The sequence below is a fragment of the Mycobacterium sp. IDUB_1 genome, from assembly GCF_055419625.1.
Genome location: NZ_JBVAYA010000001.1, coordinates 2,502,277 through 2,518,102, shown reverse-complemented (window position 1 = coordinate 2,518,102; position 15,826 = coordinate 2,502,277). Strand labels below are relative to the sequence as shown.

The 15,826-nt window shown below is 67.4% G+C and carries 16 protein-coding genes; 7 read left to right on the top strand and 9 right to left on the bottom strand.

Annotation, left to right across the window (positions count from 1 at the left end; all coding sequences use genetic code 11):
* Positions 1-2: 2 nt before the first annotated feature.
* The 5 genes from ftsX to prfB all read right to left on the bottom strand — a co-directional run bounded on the left by ftsX (position 3) and on the right by prfB (position 4,258).
* Positions 3-899 carry a permease-like cell division protein FtsX gene (ftsX, locus tag ACZYYX_RS12585; protein ID WP_463814694.1) on the bottom strand — a complete coding sequence of 299 codons (897 nt, stop codon included), beginning with the start codon at positions 897-899 and terminating at the stop codon, positions 3-5.
* Entirely contained in the window at positions 899-1,588 is a 690-nt protein-coding gene (gene ftsE / locus ACZYYX_RS12580) for a cell division ATP-binding protein FtsE (protein WP_463814893.1), read from the bottom strand. The genes ftsX and ftsE overlap by 1 nt, the downstream gene beginning before the upstream one ends.
* 64 nt (positions 1,589-1,652) lie before the next feature.
* The gene (locus tag ACZYYX_RS12575) at positions 1,653-2,090 is read right to left on the bottom strand and encodes a hypothetical protein (RefSeq protein ID WP_463814891.1); all 438 of its coding nucleotides are present in this window, start codon (positions 2,088-2,090) and stop codon (positions 1,653-1,655) included.
* A 74-nt stretch (positions 2,091-2,164) separates the two neighbouring features.
* Positions 2,165-3,136, bottom strand: a complete 972-nt coding sequence (locus ACZYYX_RS12570; RefSeq protein ID WP_463814693.1) for a mechanosensitive ion channel family protein — start codon at positions 3,134-3,136, stop codon at positions 2,165-2,167.
* Positions 3,137-3,139: 3 nt separating this feature from the next.
* Positions 3,140-4,258 (bottom strand): peptide chain release factor 2, encoded by a 1,119-nt coding sequence (gene prfB / locus ACZYYX_RS12565; RefSeq protein WP_463814691.1) that lies wholly within the window; start codon positions 4,256-4,258, stop codon positions 3,140-3,142.
* 134 nt (positions 4,259-4,392) lie between these two features.
* Here prfB and ACZYYX_RS12560 point away from each other — a divergent pair, with 134 nt between their 5' ends.
* The gene (locus tag ACZYYX_RS12560) at positions 4,393-5,772 is read left to right on the top strand and encodes an FAD-dependent oxidoreductase (RefSeq protein WP_463814690.1); all 1,380 of its coding nucleotides are present in this window, start codon (positions 4,393-4,395) and stop codon (positions 5,770-5,772) included.
* On the opposite strand, the gene ACZYYX_RS12555 is transcribed toward ACZYYX_RS12560, so the two are convergent.
* Entirely contained in the window at positions 5,749-6,084 is a 336-nt protein-coding gene (locus tag ACZYYX_RS12555; RefSeq protein WP_463814689.1) for a hypothetical protein, read from the bottom strand. The genes ACZYYX_RS12560 and ACZYYX_RS12555 overlap by 24 nt on opposite strands.
* A 23-nt stretch (positions 6,085-6,107) precedes the next feature.
* Here ACZYYX_RS12555 and hisN point away from each other — a divergent pair, with 23 nt between their 5' ends.
* The 3 genes from hisN to ACZYYX_RS12540 all read left to right on the top strand — a co-directional run bounded on the left by hisN (position 6,108) and on the right by ACZYYX_RS12540 (position 9,673).
* A complete protein-coding gene (gene hisN / locus ACZYYX_RS12550) occupies positions 6,108-6,908 on the top strand; it encodes a histidinol-phosphatase (RefSeq protein WP_463814688.1) in 801 nt (266 codons plus the stop codon).
* A 103-nt stretch (positions 6,909-7,011) separates the two neighbouring features.
* On the top strand, positions 7,012-8,394 hold the full coding sequence (locus ACZYYX_RS12545; RefSeq protein ID WP_463814687.1) for an acyl-CoA dehydrogenase family protein: 1,383 nt from the start codon (positions 7,012-7,014) through the stop codon (positions 8,392-8,394).
* Positions 8,395-8,461: 67 nt separating this feature from the next.
* Positions 8,462-9,673 (top strand): acyl-CoA dehydrogenase family protein, encoded by a 1,212-nt coding sequence (locus ACZYYX_RS12540; RefSeq protein WP_463814686.1) that lies wholly within the window; start codon positions 8,462-8,464, stop codon positions 9,671-9,673.
* Here ACZYYX_RS12540 and ACZYYX_RS12535 read toward each other — a convergent pair whose 3' ends face one another.
* The 3 genes from ACZYYX_RS12535 to ACZYYX_RS12525 all read right to left on the bottom strand — a co-directional run bounded on the left by ACZYYX_RS12535 (position 9,674) and on the right by ACZYYX_RS12525 (position 13,329).
* Entirely contained in the window at positions 9,674-10,897 is a 1,224-nt protein-coding gene (locus ACZYYX_RS12535) for a glycosyltransferase (protein WP_463814685.1), read from the bottom strand. It lies immediately after the preceding gene.
* Between the two features lie 344 nt (positions 10,898-11,241).
* Positions 11,242-12,240 carry an MDR family oxidoreductase gene (locus ACZYYX_RS12530; protein WP_463814684.1) on the bottom strand — a complete coding sequence of 333 codons (999 nt, stop codon included), beginning with the start codon at positions 12,238-12,240 and terminating at the stop codon, positions 11,242-11,244.
* A 111-nt stretch (positions 12,241-12,351) separates the two neighbouring features.
* The gene (locus tag ACZYYX_RS12525; protein ID WP_463814683.1) at positions 12,352-13,329 is read right to left on the bottom strand and encodes an esterase family protein; all 978 of its coding nucleotides are present in this window, start codon (positions 13,327-13,329) and stop codon (positions 12,352-12,354) included.
* 294 nt (positions 13,330-13,623) lie between these two features.
* Between ACZYYX_RS12525 and ACZYYX_RS12520 the strand changes: the two genes are divergently transcribed.
* Genes ACZYYX_RS12520 through ACZYYX_RS12510 form a run of 3 tightly spaced genes read left to right on the top strand, consistent with a single transcriptional unit; the run spans position 13,624 to position 15,807 of the window.
* On the top strand, positions 13,624-14,187 hold the full coding sequence (locus ACZYYX_RS12520; protein ID WP_463814682.1) for a TetR/AcrR family transcriptional regulator: 564 nt from the start codon (positions 13,624-13,626) through the stop codon (positions 14,185-14,187).
* A 33-nt stretch (positions 14,188-14,220) separates the two neighbouring features.
* Positions 14,221-15,399, top strand: coding sequence for an acyl-CoA dehydrogenase family protein (locus tag ACZYYX_RS12515; RefSeq protein ID WP_463814681.1), 1,179 nt, complete (start codon positions 14,221-14,223; stop codon positions 15,397-15,399).
* Between the two features lie 18 nt (positions 15,400-15,417).
* On the top strand, positions 15,418-15,807 hold the full coding sequence (locus ACZYYX_RS12510) for a nitroreductase/quinone reductase family protein (protein ID WP_463814680.1): 390 nt from the start codon (positions 15,418-15,420) through the stop codon (positions 15,805-15,807).
* Positions 15,808-15,826 lie beyond the last annotated feature (19 nt).

The window sequence follows — 15,826 nt, the reverse complement described above, 5'->3', positions numbered from 1 at the left end:
CGCTACCGCCGCACGTAGAGGCGCAACGTGACATACGAGGTGATCCCGGACATCGCGAGGCCGAGCAGAAGCATCCACGGTGCGCTGTAGTACAGGACGTCGGCGTAGTCCACCCTGGCGATCAGATTGGCTTGATAGAACTGGTCGAGCGCGCTCTCCAGGAACAGCGCCCGCACCGCGATCAACCCCGCGATCGCGATCACCACCCCGACGAACGCCGCGAGCATCGCCTCGAGCAGGAACGGCAGCTGGGTGTACCAGCGTGTGGCGCCGACCAGTCGCATGATGCCGATCTCGGTGCGACGGGTGTAGGCCGCGACTTGGACCATGTTGGCGATCAACAGCACCGCGCCGACGGCCTGCACCAACGCCACCGCGAACGCGACATTGCTGATGCCGTCGAGAACCGCGAACAGCCGGTCGATCAGGTCCTTCTGGTTCAACACGTTGAGCACGCCCGGTTGGCCGATCATCGCGTCGTCGAAGTCCTTGTGCTGTTCGGGATCGTCGAGCTTGACCACGAACGACGCCGGGAACGCATCCTTGCCCGCGACGTCCTTGTACTGCGGGAACTTCCGGATCGCGTCGTCGTACGCCTCGTCGCGGTTGAGGAAGCGCACCGAACGGACGTCGTCGCGATCCTCGATCGTCTTGCGCAACGCCTTGCAGGGGTCGGCGTCACAGGTCGGGTCGTTGGCCGACACGTCGTTGGTGAGGAACACCTGGCTCTCGACCCGGTCGAGGTAGATGGCGCGCGACTGGTCGGCGAGCCGGACGACGAGGAGACCGCCACCGAACAGACCGATGGAGATCGCGGTGGTGAGCACCATCGCGATCGTCATGGTGACGTTGCGGCGAAGCCCGGTCAGGACTTCGTTGACGAGAAAGCCGAAGCGCACTAGCGATCCATTCCGTAGACGCCGCGCTGTTCGTCGCGAACCAGCCGGCCGAGTTCGAGTTCGACGACCCGCTGGCGCATCGAGTCGACGATGTGGTGGTCGTGGGTGGCCATCAGCACCGTCGTACCGGTGCGGTTGATCCGCTCGAGCAGATCCATGATGTCCTTGCTGGTGTCCGGGTCGAGGTTGCCGGTGGGCTCGTCGGCCAGCAGAACCAGCGGCCGGTTGACGAACGCGCGGGCAATGGCCACCCGCTGCTGCTCACCACCGGACAGCTCGGCCGGGAGCCGGTTGGCCTTGCCCGACAACCCGACCATCTCGAGCACGTCGGGCACCACACGGTTGATGGTGTCGGACCGCTTGCCGATCACCTCGAGCGCGAACGCGACGTTCTCGAAGACGGTCTTCTGCTGCAGCAGCCGGAAGTCTTGGAACACGCACCCGATCACCTGGCGCAAGCCGGGGATGTGACGCCCGGACAGCTTGTTCACGTGGAACTTCGACACCCGGATGTCACCTGCGGACGGATGATCCTCGCCCAGCAGCAGACGCATGAACGTGGACTTGCCTGACCCGGACGGACCGATGAGAAAGACGAACTCACCCTTGTCGATCTTCAGCGAGACGTTGTCGAGCGCTGGACGCGCAGACGACTTGTACTGCTTGGAGACATGGTCGAGGGTGATCATCACGGCACGCCAGTGTAGCGGGGAGGGATGCGGACACCGCATCGCCGGACGGGTGCCGCGTGGCTCACTGAGGCGGTAACGCGGTCGTGATCGCAGGCGCGCCGGGCGGCGCGACCGACGTCGGCGCCAGAAACGGCGGCGCCTGAGTGAACGTGATCGGCCCCAGCGGGCCTGGCCCGTCGGGATCGATCACCGTCGTGGTGGCACCGCCGGGCGCCGTGCCGGTCGTGCTGGGCGGGGCCGAGGTCTCCGACTCCGACGGTGTGGGCGTCGGCGACGGAGTCGTCGTGGTGGTCGTCGTGGTGGTCGTCGTCGTCGTGGTGGTGGTGGGCGGTGCGACGTTGGTGCGCGGCACCCAGGTGTAGGCGGGGTCCGGCACGAAACCCGGGGGCACCACCTGAGTCGGATCGGTCTGCGTTCCGCTCGACGCAGGTTGGAAGGTCTGGTTCACCCAGAACAGCGCGATGAACGCGAGGATCAGCGTCGCGGTCGAGGTACGCATCCTGCCGCCGAAGATGTAGTTCGGCCACGTCTTCGTGCTGCCGGCCCGCTTCGGGGCCAGCCATTCGAGCCACCTCACCGCTGCGTCTCCGGATCGGCGTCCGCAAGAGGGGCACCGTCAGCGCGAGCCGGGTGCGGGATCGCCGCGACGACAGGGGCCGGCTCTCCGGGCGCGACGATCCCAGCGCGCCGCAGGGCGCGGATCACCAGCACCCGCAGGCGTCGGCCGACCTCGAACTGTTTACCGGGCAGCGTGCGGGCCACCATGCGCAGATTCACCGTCTCCAGTTCGATGCTCTCCACGCCCATCAGCTGGGGCGCATCCAACAGCAGGTCCTTGAGTTGTGTGTCGTGCAGCGCCCTGTCGGCGACGTCGTGCAGCACGTCGTTGACCTCGTTGAGGTCCGCCGACACCGGCACGGGGATGTCGATAACCGCCCTGGCCCAGTCCTTCGACAGGTTGACCGTTTTCACGATCTGCCCGTTCGGGATCGTGAACATCTCCCCCTCCGAGGAGCGCAGCTTGGTGACGCGCAGCGTGACGTCCTCGACAGTGCCCTCGGCGGGGGCGGCGATGCCGGCGACGGTCAACGCGACGAGATCACCGAATCCGTACTGCTTCTCGGTGATGATGAAGAAACCCGACAGCAGGTCCTGCACCACTCGCTGGGCGCCGAAACCCAACGCGGCGCCGATGACCGCCGCGGGGGCGACCAGAGACCCGACCGGGATGGCCAGGATGTCGGTGATCTGCACCAGAACCATCACCAGCAGCAGGCCCACCGACACGTAGGAGATCACCGAGGCGACGGCCTGCCGGTGCTTGGCGCTCTCCGAGCGCACCAGCTGGTCGCTTTCCTGGTACTCCGCGTCGATACGGCGGGTGACGCGCTGCGCGGTCCAGTTGATGAACCGGGCCGCCAGCAGCGCACCGACCAGCAGCAGCGCGATCCGCACGCCACGGTCGAGAATCCACACGCCGATGTCGCCGCGCCAGAAGCCGTGCCACCGCGAGGCGAAGTCGAATGCCAGGAGCGTGCTGTTCACGGGTTACTCGTCGTCGTCTTTCCTGTTGCGCCACCGGATGCCGGCTTCGAGAAACCCGTCGATGTCACCGTCGAGGACGGCGCCCGGGTTGCCGACCTCGTATTCGGTGCGGAGGTCTTTGACCATCTGATAGGGGTGCAGAACGTAGGACCGCATCTGGTTACCCCAGGAACTGCCGCTGTCACTCTTGAGGGCGTCGAGTTCGGCGCGTTCCTCCTGGCGTTTGCGTTCGAGCAGTTTGGCCTGCAGCACGCGCATCGCCGACACCTTGTTCTGCAGCTGCGATTTCTCGTTCTGGCAGGTCACCACGATACCCGTCGGGATGTGGGTCAGCCGGACCGCCGAGTCCGTGGTGTTGACCGACTGACCGCCGGGACCGCTCGAGCGGTAGACGTCGACGCGGATGTCGGTTTCGGGGATGTCGATGTGATCGGTGGTCTCCGTGACGGGCAGGACCTCGACCTCGGCGAACGACGTCTGCCGGCGACCCTGGTTGTCGAACGGACTGATGCGCACCAGCCGATGCGTGCCCTGCTCGACCGAGAGCGTGCCGTAAGCGAACGGGGCGTGCACCGCGAAGGTCGCGCTCTTGATGCCGGCCTCTTCGGCGTAGGACGTGTCGTAGACCTCGACGGGGTACTTGTGCTGTTCGGCCCAGCGGACGTACATCCGCATCAGCATCTCCGCCCAGTCGGCGGCGTCCACGCCGCCGGCGCCGGAGCGGATGTTGACCACAGCCTCGCGCTCGTCGTACTCCCCGGACAGCAGCGTGCGGACCTCGAGCGCCTCGATATCCTCCCTCAGTTGCCGCAGTTCCGCATCGGCCTCCGAGGCGGCCTGGGTGGCCGCGTCGCCATCCTCCTCGGCGGCGAGTTCGTACAGCACCGGAAGATCCTCGACGCGCTGGCGTAACTCCTCGATCCGCCGCAACTCGTTCTGGGCGTGCGACAGATCGCTGGTCACCTTCTGCGCCCGCGTCTGGTCATCCCAGAGCTTCGGATCGGACGCCTCCTCCTCGAGCGTTGCGATGCGCCCGCGAAGGGCCTCGACGTCGAGAACACGCTCCACTGTGGTGAGCGTGGAGTCGAGGGCGGCGATATCGGCTTGACGGTCAGGATCCACGGGAGTTCAGGGTACCGGTCCGCGCGTTCTCCTCGACCGACGCCGACTGCGTTCTAGCATCGGGAGGCAACCTCGTCCGGCTGCGGCGCGACAGCCCTCTGCGCGTGGCCGGGCCGCGACAGAAGGCAGCCCACATGCCCCCTTTGCGTCCCTATCACGTGGCGATCGTCGGCTCGGGACCATCCGGGTTCTTCGCCGCGGCCGCCCTGTTGAAGGCCGCCGACTCCGACGACCTCCATCGCGATGTCTGTGTCGACATGATCGAGATGCTGCCCACCCCGTGGGGGCTGGTGCGCTCCGGTGTGGCGCCGGATCATCCGAAGATCAAGTCGATCTCGGCCCAATTCGACAAGATCGCCGCCGATCCGCGATTCCGGTTCTTCGGCAACGTCGTCGTCGGCGAGCACGTCCAGCCCGCCGAACTCGCGCAACGCTACGACGCGGTCGTTTACGCCAACGGCGCACAATCCGACCGACCGCTCGGCATCCCGGGTGAAGACCTGCCGGGCAGTGTGGCCGCGGTCGACTTCGTCGGCTGGTACAACGCTCATCCGCACTTCAAGGACATGACCCCGGACATCTCCTCGGGCCGCGCCGTCGTGGTGGGCAACGGCAACGTGGCGATCGACGTGGCCCGAATCCTGGTCAGCGATCCGGATCTTCTGGGCGAGACCGACATCGCCGACCACGCACTGGACTCCTTGCACGAGCGCGGCGTGGAGGAGGTGCTGGTGATCGGGAGACGCGGTCCGCTGCAGGCGCCGTTCACCACGCTCGAGTTGCGTGAGCTCGGCGATCTGGAGGCGCTCGGCGACGTCGACGTGGTCATCGACCCGGCCGACTTCGCCGACATCACCGACGAGGACCTCGATGCCGCGGGCAAGACCGTGCGCAACAACATCAAGGTGCTGCGAACCTACGGGGAACTGGAGCCCACAGGGGCCAAGCGCCGCATCGTCTTCCGCTTCCGCACGTCACCGATCGAGATCAAGGGCGACGGCAAGGTCGAGTCGATCGTGCTGGGCCGCAACGAGTTGGTGCGCGGTGAGGACGGCAGGGTGTCGGCGCGCGACACCGGCGAGCGGGAGGAAGTCCCCGCGCAACTCGTCGTGCGCGCCGTCGGGTACCGCGGCGTGCCGATGCCCGGCCTGCCGTTCGACGACCGGTCGGGCACGATCCCCCACACCGACGGGCGCATCGAGGGCAGCCGCAACGAGTACGTCGTCGGCTGGATCAAGCGCGGCCCCACCGGGGTGATCGGCAGCAACAAGAGCGACTCCGCCGACACCGTCCACACGCTGCTCACCGATTTGGCGGCGGCCGAGCCGACCGATCGGGGTGTCGATCACGCCGCGAACGTCAAGCAGTGGCTTCTGGAACGTCAACCCAAGCTGGTGACCAACGATCACTGGCGGCTGATCGACGAGCACGAGCGCAGCACCGGCCAGGGGTCGGGACGCCCGCGGGTCAAGCTGACCAGCGTCGAGGAGCTACTCCGGATTGGGCACGGGTGAGGAGAACGCCCACTTCTCCGGGTTGCGCGGCGAGTACACGACGTCGATGAGCTGACCCATCGTCGGCCAGGCGTTCACGTCCACGACCATCCTGGTGTAGACGGTGTACTCGTTGACCGTCGGACCGTTGATGACGCCGGTGATGGTGACGAACTGCTCGCCGGTCATGTCGGTGGGACGCGGACTCACCCCGGTGACCAGCAGGGTGCCCGGCACCCAGTCATTGCCCGCACCGCGCTTGCGCATGATCCGGGGTGCCGCGACGAGCACGATGGCACCGATGATGAGGAGCATGATCGCGAGTTCGGCCACACCGCCATGGTAGGACTCCACATATGAGCACCCCCGACATCGCCGACGACCTGGCCCTGGCCCTCACGCTCGCCGGGGAGGCCGATGCACTGACGATGCAGCGTTTCGGCGCGGTGGATCTTCGCGTCGAGACGAAGCCGGACATGACTCCGGCGACCGACGCCGATCTGGACACCGAGACCCTGCTTCGGGAACGGCTGGCCGCGGCGCGCCCCGCCGACTCGGTGTTCGGCGAGGAGTTCGGCGGTACCAAGGACTTCACGGGCAGACAGTGGGTGCTGGATCCGATCGACGGCACCAAGAACTTCGTCCGCGGGGTTCCGGTCTGGGCGACGTTGATCGCGCTGCTCGTCGACGGAGTGCCGGAGGTCGGCGTGGTGAGCGCACCCGCGCTGGCGCGACGCTGGTGGGCCGCCACCGGCCAGGGCGCCTTCAGTTCGTTCTCGGGTCCGGCCGGGACGACGCGGCCCATCTCGGTGTCCCGTGTAGCCGACCTCGGATCGGCCAGCCTGTCCTACTCCGATCTGACCACCGGGTGGGAGTCCATGCGCTCGGCGTTCGTCGACCTCACCGACGCGGTGTGGCGCACCCGCGGCTACGGCGATTTCTGGTCGTATTGCCTGGTCGCCGAGGGTGCAGTCGACATCGTGGTGGAGCCGGAGGTGAAGCTGTGGGATCTCGCCCCGCTCGACATCCTGGTCCGGGAGGCGGGCGGTCGCTTCACAGACCTCTCTTCTCAGCCGGGGCCGCACGGCGGCAGCGCGGTGGCGACCAACGGTCTGCTGCACGACGCCGTGATCAGCGCCGTCTCCGGTGTGAATTAGGCAACAATCGCAATACCTTACTCATAAGTCAGTTTCGATACCTTACTCTGGAGTCAGTTAGCGCGCTCGCGCTTCTTCGACAACTGACGGAGGCAGCTGACCGATGACGAACACCCTGCCGTCCAAGCAATCCGGCCGCGAGAGCGGCGTGGGCCTGCAGAAGCACAAAAGATCGGCCACCGATGTCGGGATTGCGCTGATCACGCCGTTGCTGGGCCAGGAATTCCTGGACAAGTACAACCTGCGCGACCCGCTGAACCGGGGGCTGAAATACGGCGTGAAGCACGCCTTCTCCGCCGCGGGCGCCACCACCCGCCAGTTCAAGCGCGTGCAGGGTCTCGGCAAGCCCGCGACGCGGCTGAAGCCCAGCGGTGCGGACTACTTCGACCTCACTCCCGACGACGACCAGAAGATGATCGTCCAGACGGTCGAAGAGTTCGCCGAGGAGATCCTGCGTCCCGCCGCGCACGACGCCGACGCCGCGGCCACCTATCCCCCGGACCTGATCGCCAAGGCCGCCGAACTGGGCATCACCGCGATCAACATCCCCGAGGACTTCGACGGGATCGCCGAGCAGCGCAGCACCGTCACCAACGCGCTGGTGGCCGAGGCCCTCGCCTACGGCGACATGGGTCTGGCGCTGCCGATCCTGGCGCCCGGCGGCGTCGCATCGGCCCTGACCCATTGGGGCAGCGCCGAGCAGCAGGCGACCTACCTTCCGGAGTTCGCGGGCGAGAACGTGCCGCAGGCGTGCGTCGCGATCGCCGAACCGCATCCGCTGTTCGACCCGACCGCACTGAAGACCACAGCGGTGCGCACCCCGAGCGGCTACCGGCTCGACGGCGTCAAGTCGCTGGTGCCGGCCGCCGCCGACGCCGAGCTGTTCGTCATCGCCGCACAGCTGAACGGCAAGCCGACGTTGTTCCTGGTCGAATCGTCGGCCAACGGGCTGGCGGTCACCCCCGATCCGAGCATGGGAATCCGCGCGGCCGCACTGGGTCGCGTCGAACTCGACAAGGTCACCGTGCCGCTGAGCGCCCGCTTGGGCGAGGACGCCAGCGAAGCCGACCACGACCGCAACTACTCCGAGGCCATCGCGTTGTCGCGGCTGGGCTGGGCGGCCCTGGCCGTCGGCACCTCACACGCCGTACTCGACTACGTCGTGCCTTACGTCAAGGAGCGCGAAGCGTTCGGCGAACCGATTGCCCACCGCCAGTCAGTGGCGTTCATGTGCGCCAACATCGCGATCGAACTCGACGGCCTGCGCCTGATCACCTGGCGCGGCGCCGCGCGTGCCGAGCAGGGGCTCTCCTTCGCCCGCGAGGCAGCACTGGCCAAGAAGCTCGGCACCGACAAGGGCATGCAGATCGGCCTGGACGGTGTACAGCTGCTGGGCGGCCACGGCTACACGAAAGAACATCCGGTCGAGAGGTGGTACCGCGACCTGCGGGCTCTCGGCGTCGCCGAGGGTGTCGTCGTTCTTTGACCAGCCGCGTCCCCTGACCAGCAGCGTCCTCTGACCAGCTGCATTCTCTTAGAAAGGCGAGACCAACATGGCGATCAATCTGGAAATGCCGAAGAAGCTGCAGGCGGTCATCGAGAAGGGCCACCAGGGTGCGGCGGAAATGCTTCGACCGATCTCGCGCAAGTACGACCTGCGCGAGCACGACTACCCCGTCGAACTCGACACGCTGGCAACGCTTTTCGAGGGCATCTCGGAAGCGAACACGATCTCGTTCGCCGGGGCGCAGGGGCTTAGCAAGGACGGCGACGGCCCGAAGGGAAACGTCAACGGCGCCAACATGTCTGCGCTTCTCAACGCGCTGGAGGTGAGTTGGGGCGACGTGGCGCTGCTGCTGTCGGTGCCCTACCAGGGCCTCGGCAACGCGGCGATCTCGAGCGTGGCTACCCGGGAACAGCTGGAGCGGCTGGGCAAGGTGTGGGCCGCGATGGCCATCACCGAGCCGGGCTTCGGTTCGGACTCCGCGGCGGTGTCGACGACGGCCGTCCTGGACGGGGACGAGTACGTCATCAACGGCGAGAAGATCTATGTGACGGCCGGATCGCGGGCGACCCACATCGTGGTGTGGGCGACGCTGGACAAGTCCGTGGGGCGCGCGGCGATCAAGTCGTTCATCGTGCCGCGCGACCACCCCGGCGTGACGGTCGAGCGGCTCGAGAACAAGCTCGGCATCAAGGCCTCCGACACTGCGGCCATCCGGTTCGAGAACGCCCGCGTTCCGAAGGAAAATCTGCTCGGCAGCCCGGAGATCAAGGTGGACAAGGGCTTTGCCGGGGTCATGGAGACCTTCGACAACACCCGCCCGATCGTGGCGGCGATGGCTGTCGGCGTGGCCCGAGCGGCACTGGAGGAGCTGCGCAAGATCCTCACCGACGCGGGCATCGAGATCTCCTACGACAAGCCGGCGCATGCGCAGAGCGCTGCGGCCGCCGAGTTCCTGCGGATGGAAGCGGATTGGGAGGCGGGCTACCTGTTGACCGTGCGCTCGGCGTGGCAGGCCGACAACAAGATCCCCAACTCCAAAGAGGCGTCGATGGGCAAGGCCAAGGCCGCTCGCGTGGGTACGGACATCACCCTCAAGGCTGTCGAAATGGCCGGCACGACAGGCTATTCCGAGCAAACCCTGCTGGAGAAGTGGGCCCGCGACTCGAAGATCCTGGACATCTTCGAGGGCACACAGCAGATCCAGCAGCTCGTGGTGGCCCGTCGCCTGCTCGGGTTGTCCTCAGCTGAACTGAAGTAGTCAGCCGCTCAGCAGCTGCTCGAACAATTCGGCTCCTCGGACGGCCCCTCCTGTCGCGACGAAACCCTCGGCGACTCGGGTGGCCCCGTCGCGCATCGTCATCGCCTCGTGGATCTTGCGCCGCAGCCTGGGCGTCGACAAGCGCAAGGCGTGCAGACGCGTGCCGCACCCGGCGACCTGGGTGCGTCGCGCGACCTCGAATTGGTCTCGACCGTAAGGAACCACACAGACCGGAACGCCGCGGGCCAGCGCGCGCTGTGTGACTCCCATGCCTCCGTGGGTGACAGCACACACCGAGCGTGCCAGCACGAGGTCGTGGTCGACGAAGCGGCGGACCGTCACGCCGGGTTGATCGGCGAACTCGTCGACAGGCCCCGCGGGCAGCGTGGCCACGACATGGACGTCGTCGGCGCCCAGCGCTTCGATGGCAGTGGTCACCAACGTGGCGTCGTTCTGCCGCTCCGACGACGTGGTCACCAGGACGATGGGGCGCTCGATCGCCTCGAGCCAACTCGGCGGCTCGACCGCCACCTGCTTCGGTATGCAGGGACCGATCATGTGCACGTTCGTTCCCCAGTCCCCCGGGTACTGGAACGGCGGCGCCGTGGCGAGGAACAACAGGGGCGCTCGCCGCAAGAAATCGTCGAGGGTAGCGACCGGTTCGACTCCGGCCTGCGCGCGCATCGCGTTGATCGCCGTCACCGCCGGTCGTTGCAGAGGGCCGTTGATGACGGTGCGGACTACGGAGTCGCGCCATCGGCCGAGGGCACCGGACATCGGAGGCAACCCCAATCCGAACGGCGGTACGCGCTCGACATCGAGCGCCGGAGAGTACGGCGAGAAGGTCGCCCACGGCAGACCCGATGTCTCGGCTACCATCTGCGCTCCCCAACAGTTCACATCGACGAGCAGGCCGTGAGGCGCGACGGTATCGATGGCGGAGCGGAAATCGGCCACCTCGAGCGGCGCACGACGGGCGAATACGGATATCGAACTTCGCAGGGCCGCAACAGGATGCGAGGCCTTCCAGTCGTCCATTTCCACAGCCTCGATGCGCGGATCGATCGGTGCTGCCGAAAGGTTCTGCGCGCGCGCCGCCTCGACACCTGAGGCCAGCGTCCTCACGTGAACTCGGTGGCCGCGGGCAGCCATCTCACTCAGCAGAGCGGACATGGGCAGCATGTGGCCCAGCGCGGGCGACGTGTAAGCGAGGATGGTTGCCATCACCGACGCTGACCCACGTCGTGGCCCGGCTGTCGAGTGCAGACACGCCGGGCACTGATTTTGTGCATCCATTGGTCCACCGACGCCGTGCCAGGTCCGCGACCTTGCCACAGAGCGATCATCTCGTCGACCTCGTGCTTGTGCTCTCCCTCTGCCGGGATGGGGATCACCGGCGCTCCGCAGACGTCGCGAAACCGCGAGCGGCCCGCAGGTCGTTGTCGCACGACCCGCAAGACGAACCTGCCCCGACCTCCGGTCGCGTCATCTCCCGTCCCCACGCCCCCGCTCACGATGATCGCGCGTGACGCGGCGGAATTGGCCGCAACGGCAAAAATCGAGCGGAGTCAGAACCCGTCATGCACGACCACGCGGGTTCTGCCGGTGACGCCACCGCCGATGATGGTCGTGAGGACCTCGCCGACGCGCAGCACTGACACGTCAGTCGTCACACGGTCGAGATGACGTGGGGCCAGGCCGGATTCGATCTGCGCCCAGACGTCTCTGCGGCGGTCGATCGGCAACAGCACCGAGTCGATCCCCGCCAGCGTCACGCCACGCAGGATGAACGGCATCACGGTGGCGGGCAGGTCCGGCGATCCCGCCAGGCCGGAGATCGCGGCCACACCACCGTATTTCAGGGTGCTCAGTGCGTAGGCGAGCGTGGCGCCGCCGACGCAGTCCACCACAGCGGCCCAGTGGGCCTTTCCCAGTGCCCGCACCTTCTCGTCGGGTCCGGGCAGCCGATCGATGACCTCGGCGGCGCCCAGGTAACGCAGCAGGTCGCGCGCCTGGGCCTTGCCCGTCGACGCCACCACCTCGTATCCCAGGCCGGCCAGCAGGTCGACGCTGACGCTGCCCACTCCGCCGGTGGCACCGGTGACCAGCACGGGTCCGTCACCGGGTTGCACCCCGTGCGCCCGCAGCGCGTCGACGCTCATCGCCGCCGTGAAGCCGGCTGTGCCGATGGCAGCAGCCTCAGCCGTGCTCAACGCGCTCAGCTTGACCAGGTAGTCGGCCGGGTACCGGGCGACCTGGGCGTAGCCGCCGTGCCGTCCGGTACCGATGTCCTGGCCGTGGGCGAACACCGCGTCGCCCACCGCGAAGTCCGGTGACGTACTCGCGATCACCGTCCCGGCGACGTCGATGCCGGGGATCAGCGGATAGGCCCGTGCCACGCCTCCTTTTGGCGTGACGGCGAGTGCGTCCTTGTAGTTGACACCGGAGTACTCGACGCGGATCTCGACCTCGCCCTCGGGCAGGAACGACTCGTCGACCACCTCGTGGCGCAGCACCACGCCGCCCTCGCCGTCCTCGTGCGCCACCATCGCGTTGATCTCGCTCATGGCGCCACAGTAGCCAGCCTGCGCCGACAACCATGCCTCGAAGACGAGGAAGCCCCCGGCCGCATCGGCCGGGGGCTTCGTCGTTCGGTGTCGGACCTCTTACGTCGGTGACTATCCGACGAGGTGCGAGATCAGGTCGGGCTTCATGGTCTGCAGCTCACGACCCCAGTACGCCCAGTTGTGGGTGCCGTTGTCCGGGAAGTTGAACACACCGTTCTTCCCGCCGGCGGCGACATAGTTGTCCTGGAACGTACGGTTGGTGCGGATGGTCAGGCCCTCGAGGAACGTGGCGGGCAGGTCGCCGCCGCCGAGCTCGTTGGGCTGGCCGTTGCCGCAGTACACCCAGACGCGGGTGTTGTTCGCGACCAGATTCGGGATCTGCACCATCGGGTCGTTGTACTTCCACGCCGGATCGGTCTCTGCCGGGCCCCACATGTCGTTGGCCTTGTAGCCGCCGGCATCACCCATCGAGATGTTGATCAGACCGGGCCACCAGCCCTCGGACGGATTCAGGAAGCCTGACATCGAACCGGCGTAGGTGAACTGGGAGGGGTGGTGCGCAGCCAGCACCAGCGAGGCGCTACCGGCCATCGACAGACCCACAGCGGCGCTGCCGGTCGGCTTCACCTGGCGCTCCGAGGCGAGGTAGTTGGGCAGCTCCTGGGTCAGGAACGTCTCCCAGTTGTAGGTCAGGCAGCCGGCCTTGCCGCAGGCGGGCTTGTACCAGTTCGAGTAGAAGCTGGACTGGCCGCCGACCGGCATCACCACCGAGATGCCCGAGTCGAGGTACCACTCGAACGCCTGGGTGTTGATGTCCCAGCCGTTGAAATCGTCCTGCGCGCGCAGGCCGTCGAGCAGGTAGAGCGCGGGGGAGTTCGGGCCGCCGCTCTGGAACTGCACCTTGATGTCGCGCCCCATCGACGGCGACGGCACCATCAGGTACTCCACCGGCAGGCCTGGCCGCGAGAAGGCTCCGGCGGTCGCCGAGCCCCCGGCGAAGCCGATGATGCCCGGCAGCAAAATCGCGGCGAATGCGGCGATGCCGAGACGGCGCGCCCACGGGCCACGAACCCTGTCAAGATGTCTCATTCGGTCTTTCCATCCATCGTCGGTGTACCGCGCGAGGCGGTTCGTCCTGCGGTTTCCCGTGCGGTCGCCGACACCACAGCGATGTCTTCACCGCGTTGTGGCGCCATCCCCCAAGGTGCCCTGACGGCGAAGGATGGGCCGAGAAGAATTCAGTTGTCGCGGTTGCAGTAAAACATGTGACCCCTAACCGACAAAGCGCAGCCACGGCAAACAGGGCCATTTTCCTTGCGAATGGCTGTCAGCGATCCGGTGCAGTGACCGCCGTCACAGTGCGTGTCGTCATAGGCTCGACCGATGGCGAAAGGCGCGTCAGACGCTCGACGGCTGTCGGCCGACGACTGGATAGAAGCCGGCTACGCGCTCGTCGCGGACGCCGGTGTGGAGGCACTCAAACTGGATCGGCTGTGTGCCCGCCTGGGCGTCACGAAGGGCAGCTTCTACTGGCACTTCGCCGACATGGCCGCCTACCGGGCCGCCCTGATCCGGGCATGGGCCGAGTTGCGCGACCGCGACCGCAGTGGGTTCGCCGAGCCGCCGACCGCACCGCCGAGGGAACGGCTGAGCCACATGATGGCGTCCCTGCGCGGCGAGCGTCAGCGCAGCCTCGAGCGGGCGATGCGGGAGTGGGCCCGCACCGACGGCGAGGTCGCCAAGAGCGTGCGGACGTCGGACCAGAGGGTCCTGTCGGCAGTTCGGCGTGCCTATCAGGACGCGGGCTTCGACGCGGCCGAGGCCGACATGCGTGCCAACGCCACGTTCGCGGCGGGGATCGGCTTCCTGCACCTGTCCGAGCTCCCGGCAGAGCCCCGGATGGCCGGCCAGCTGGAGCGATTCCTGGACGTGATGCTCCGCCCCTGAGTTCCATACCAAAAAGTATGTTACGGTCGCGTCGTGGCCTCACCGATCGCGCTCGACACCGCTGTCACTCCCGAGTTCGTGACTCGCCTCGCCGAACGCGCCGGCGACGCCGAACGGGCCCGTCGTCTCCCTTCGGAGACCGTGGCCGAAGCCGCCGCATCGGGACTGTTCGATCTGCTCGTGCCTGCCCGGTACGGGGGTCGGCAGGCGCCGTTCCCGGCGATCCTCGACCCGGTGCGGCAGATGGCCCACGGCTGTGCGTCCAGCGCGTGGACCCTCGGTTTCTACGTTCTGCACAACTGGATGCTCGCGCTGTTCGACGAGCAGGCGCAGCGGGAAGCGTTCGACACACGACCGTTCCTTGCCCCGGCGCCGCTGGCGCCGACCGGCCGCGGCGTCGACTGCCCGGGCGGGATCCGGCTCACCGGCCGCTGGTCCTGGGCCACCGGGGTGATGGACGGCAACTGGCTCATGGTCGGGGCGTTGCACGACACCGTCTCCGGCGGCGCCCAGACGATCCGGCCGGTGCTGGCGCTGCTACCGATCGGCGACGCACGGGTGGAGGACGTCTGGCACACCGACGGGATGCGCGCCACCGGCTCGCACGACGTCGTGGTCGACGACGTGTTCGTTCCCGACCATCGACTGGTCTCTGTCGCCGACATCTATGCCGGCACCGCGCCCGGCGCCGCACTGCACGACAGCCCCACCTATCGGTGGCCGATGGTGCCCGCACTCGCGCTCCTCGCGGCGATGCCGGCACTCGGCAGCGCCGAGCGCGCCACCGAGATCTTCGCCGCCCGCCTTTCCGAACGTTTCCTCGCCTACGAGGGCGTCCTTCAGAAAGAGAAGCCCGTGGCCGCGCTGCGACTGGGGGATGCGCAGGTACGCCTACGGGCGTTGCGAGGGCTGCTCGCGGACACCGTCGAGGAGATCGAGCAGACGGTGACGGCCGGCGAGCCGGTGAGCCGTCCGGTTCGCGGGCGGGCCCGCCTGGCCGCGGCCCGCGTCGTGCACGAGTCCAGGTCCGTCATCGGCGATCTCCTGGGCGCCTCGGGTGCCACTGCGCACTTCCTGGACAACCCTCTGCAACGGATCAAGCGCGACGTCGACGTGATGGCCGGGCACGTCATCTTCGACTACGACACCAGCCGCGAGCTGTCCGGCGCGTTGTCCCTGGGCGCGAAGATCCCTCGCACGGCGATGGTGTGAGAGGGACGATCGCAAGCTATGGGTCCCACAGTGCGCGACATGCTGACCGTGTTCTTCCAGAAGAACATCGCCAACCCTGTGATGCGGCACCTGCCGTTCCAGACGCTGCTGGAGACGACGGGACGCCGGTCGGGCGAGCCCAGGCACACACCGATCGGCGGCCGTCGCATCGGCGATCAGTTCTGGTTTGTCTCCGAGTTCGGCGAGAAGTCGCAATACGTCCGCAACATCGCGGCCGATCCACGCGTCCGCGTTCGGCTGAACGGCCACTGGCACCGGGGCACCGCTCACCTCATGCCCGACGACGACCCGCACGCGCGTATGCAGGAGCTGCCGCGGTTCAACAACGTCGGGGTGCGCACCTTCGGCACCGACCTGCTCACGATCCGGGTTGAGCTGGACGACTAGGTCGACCGGGTGGGGTGTG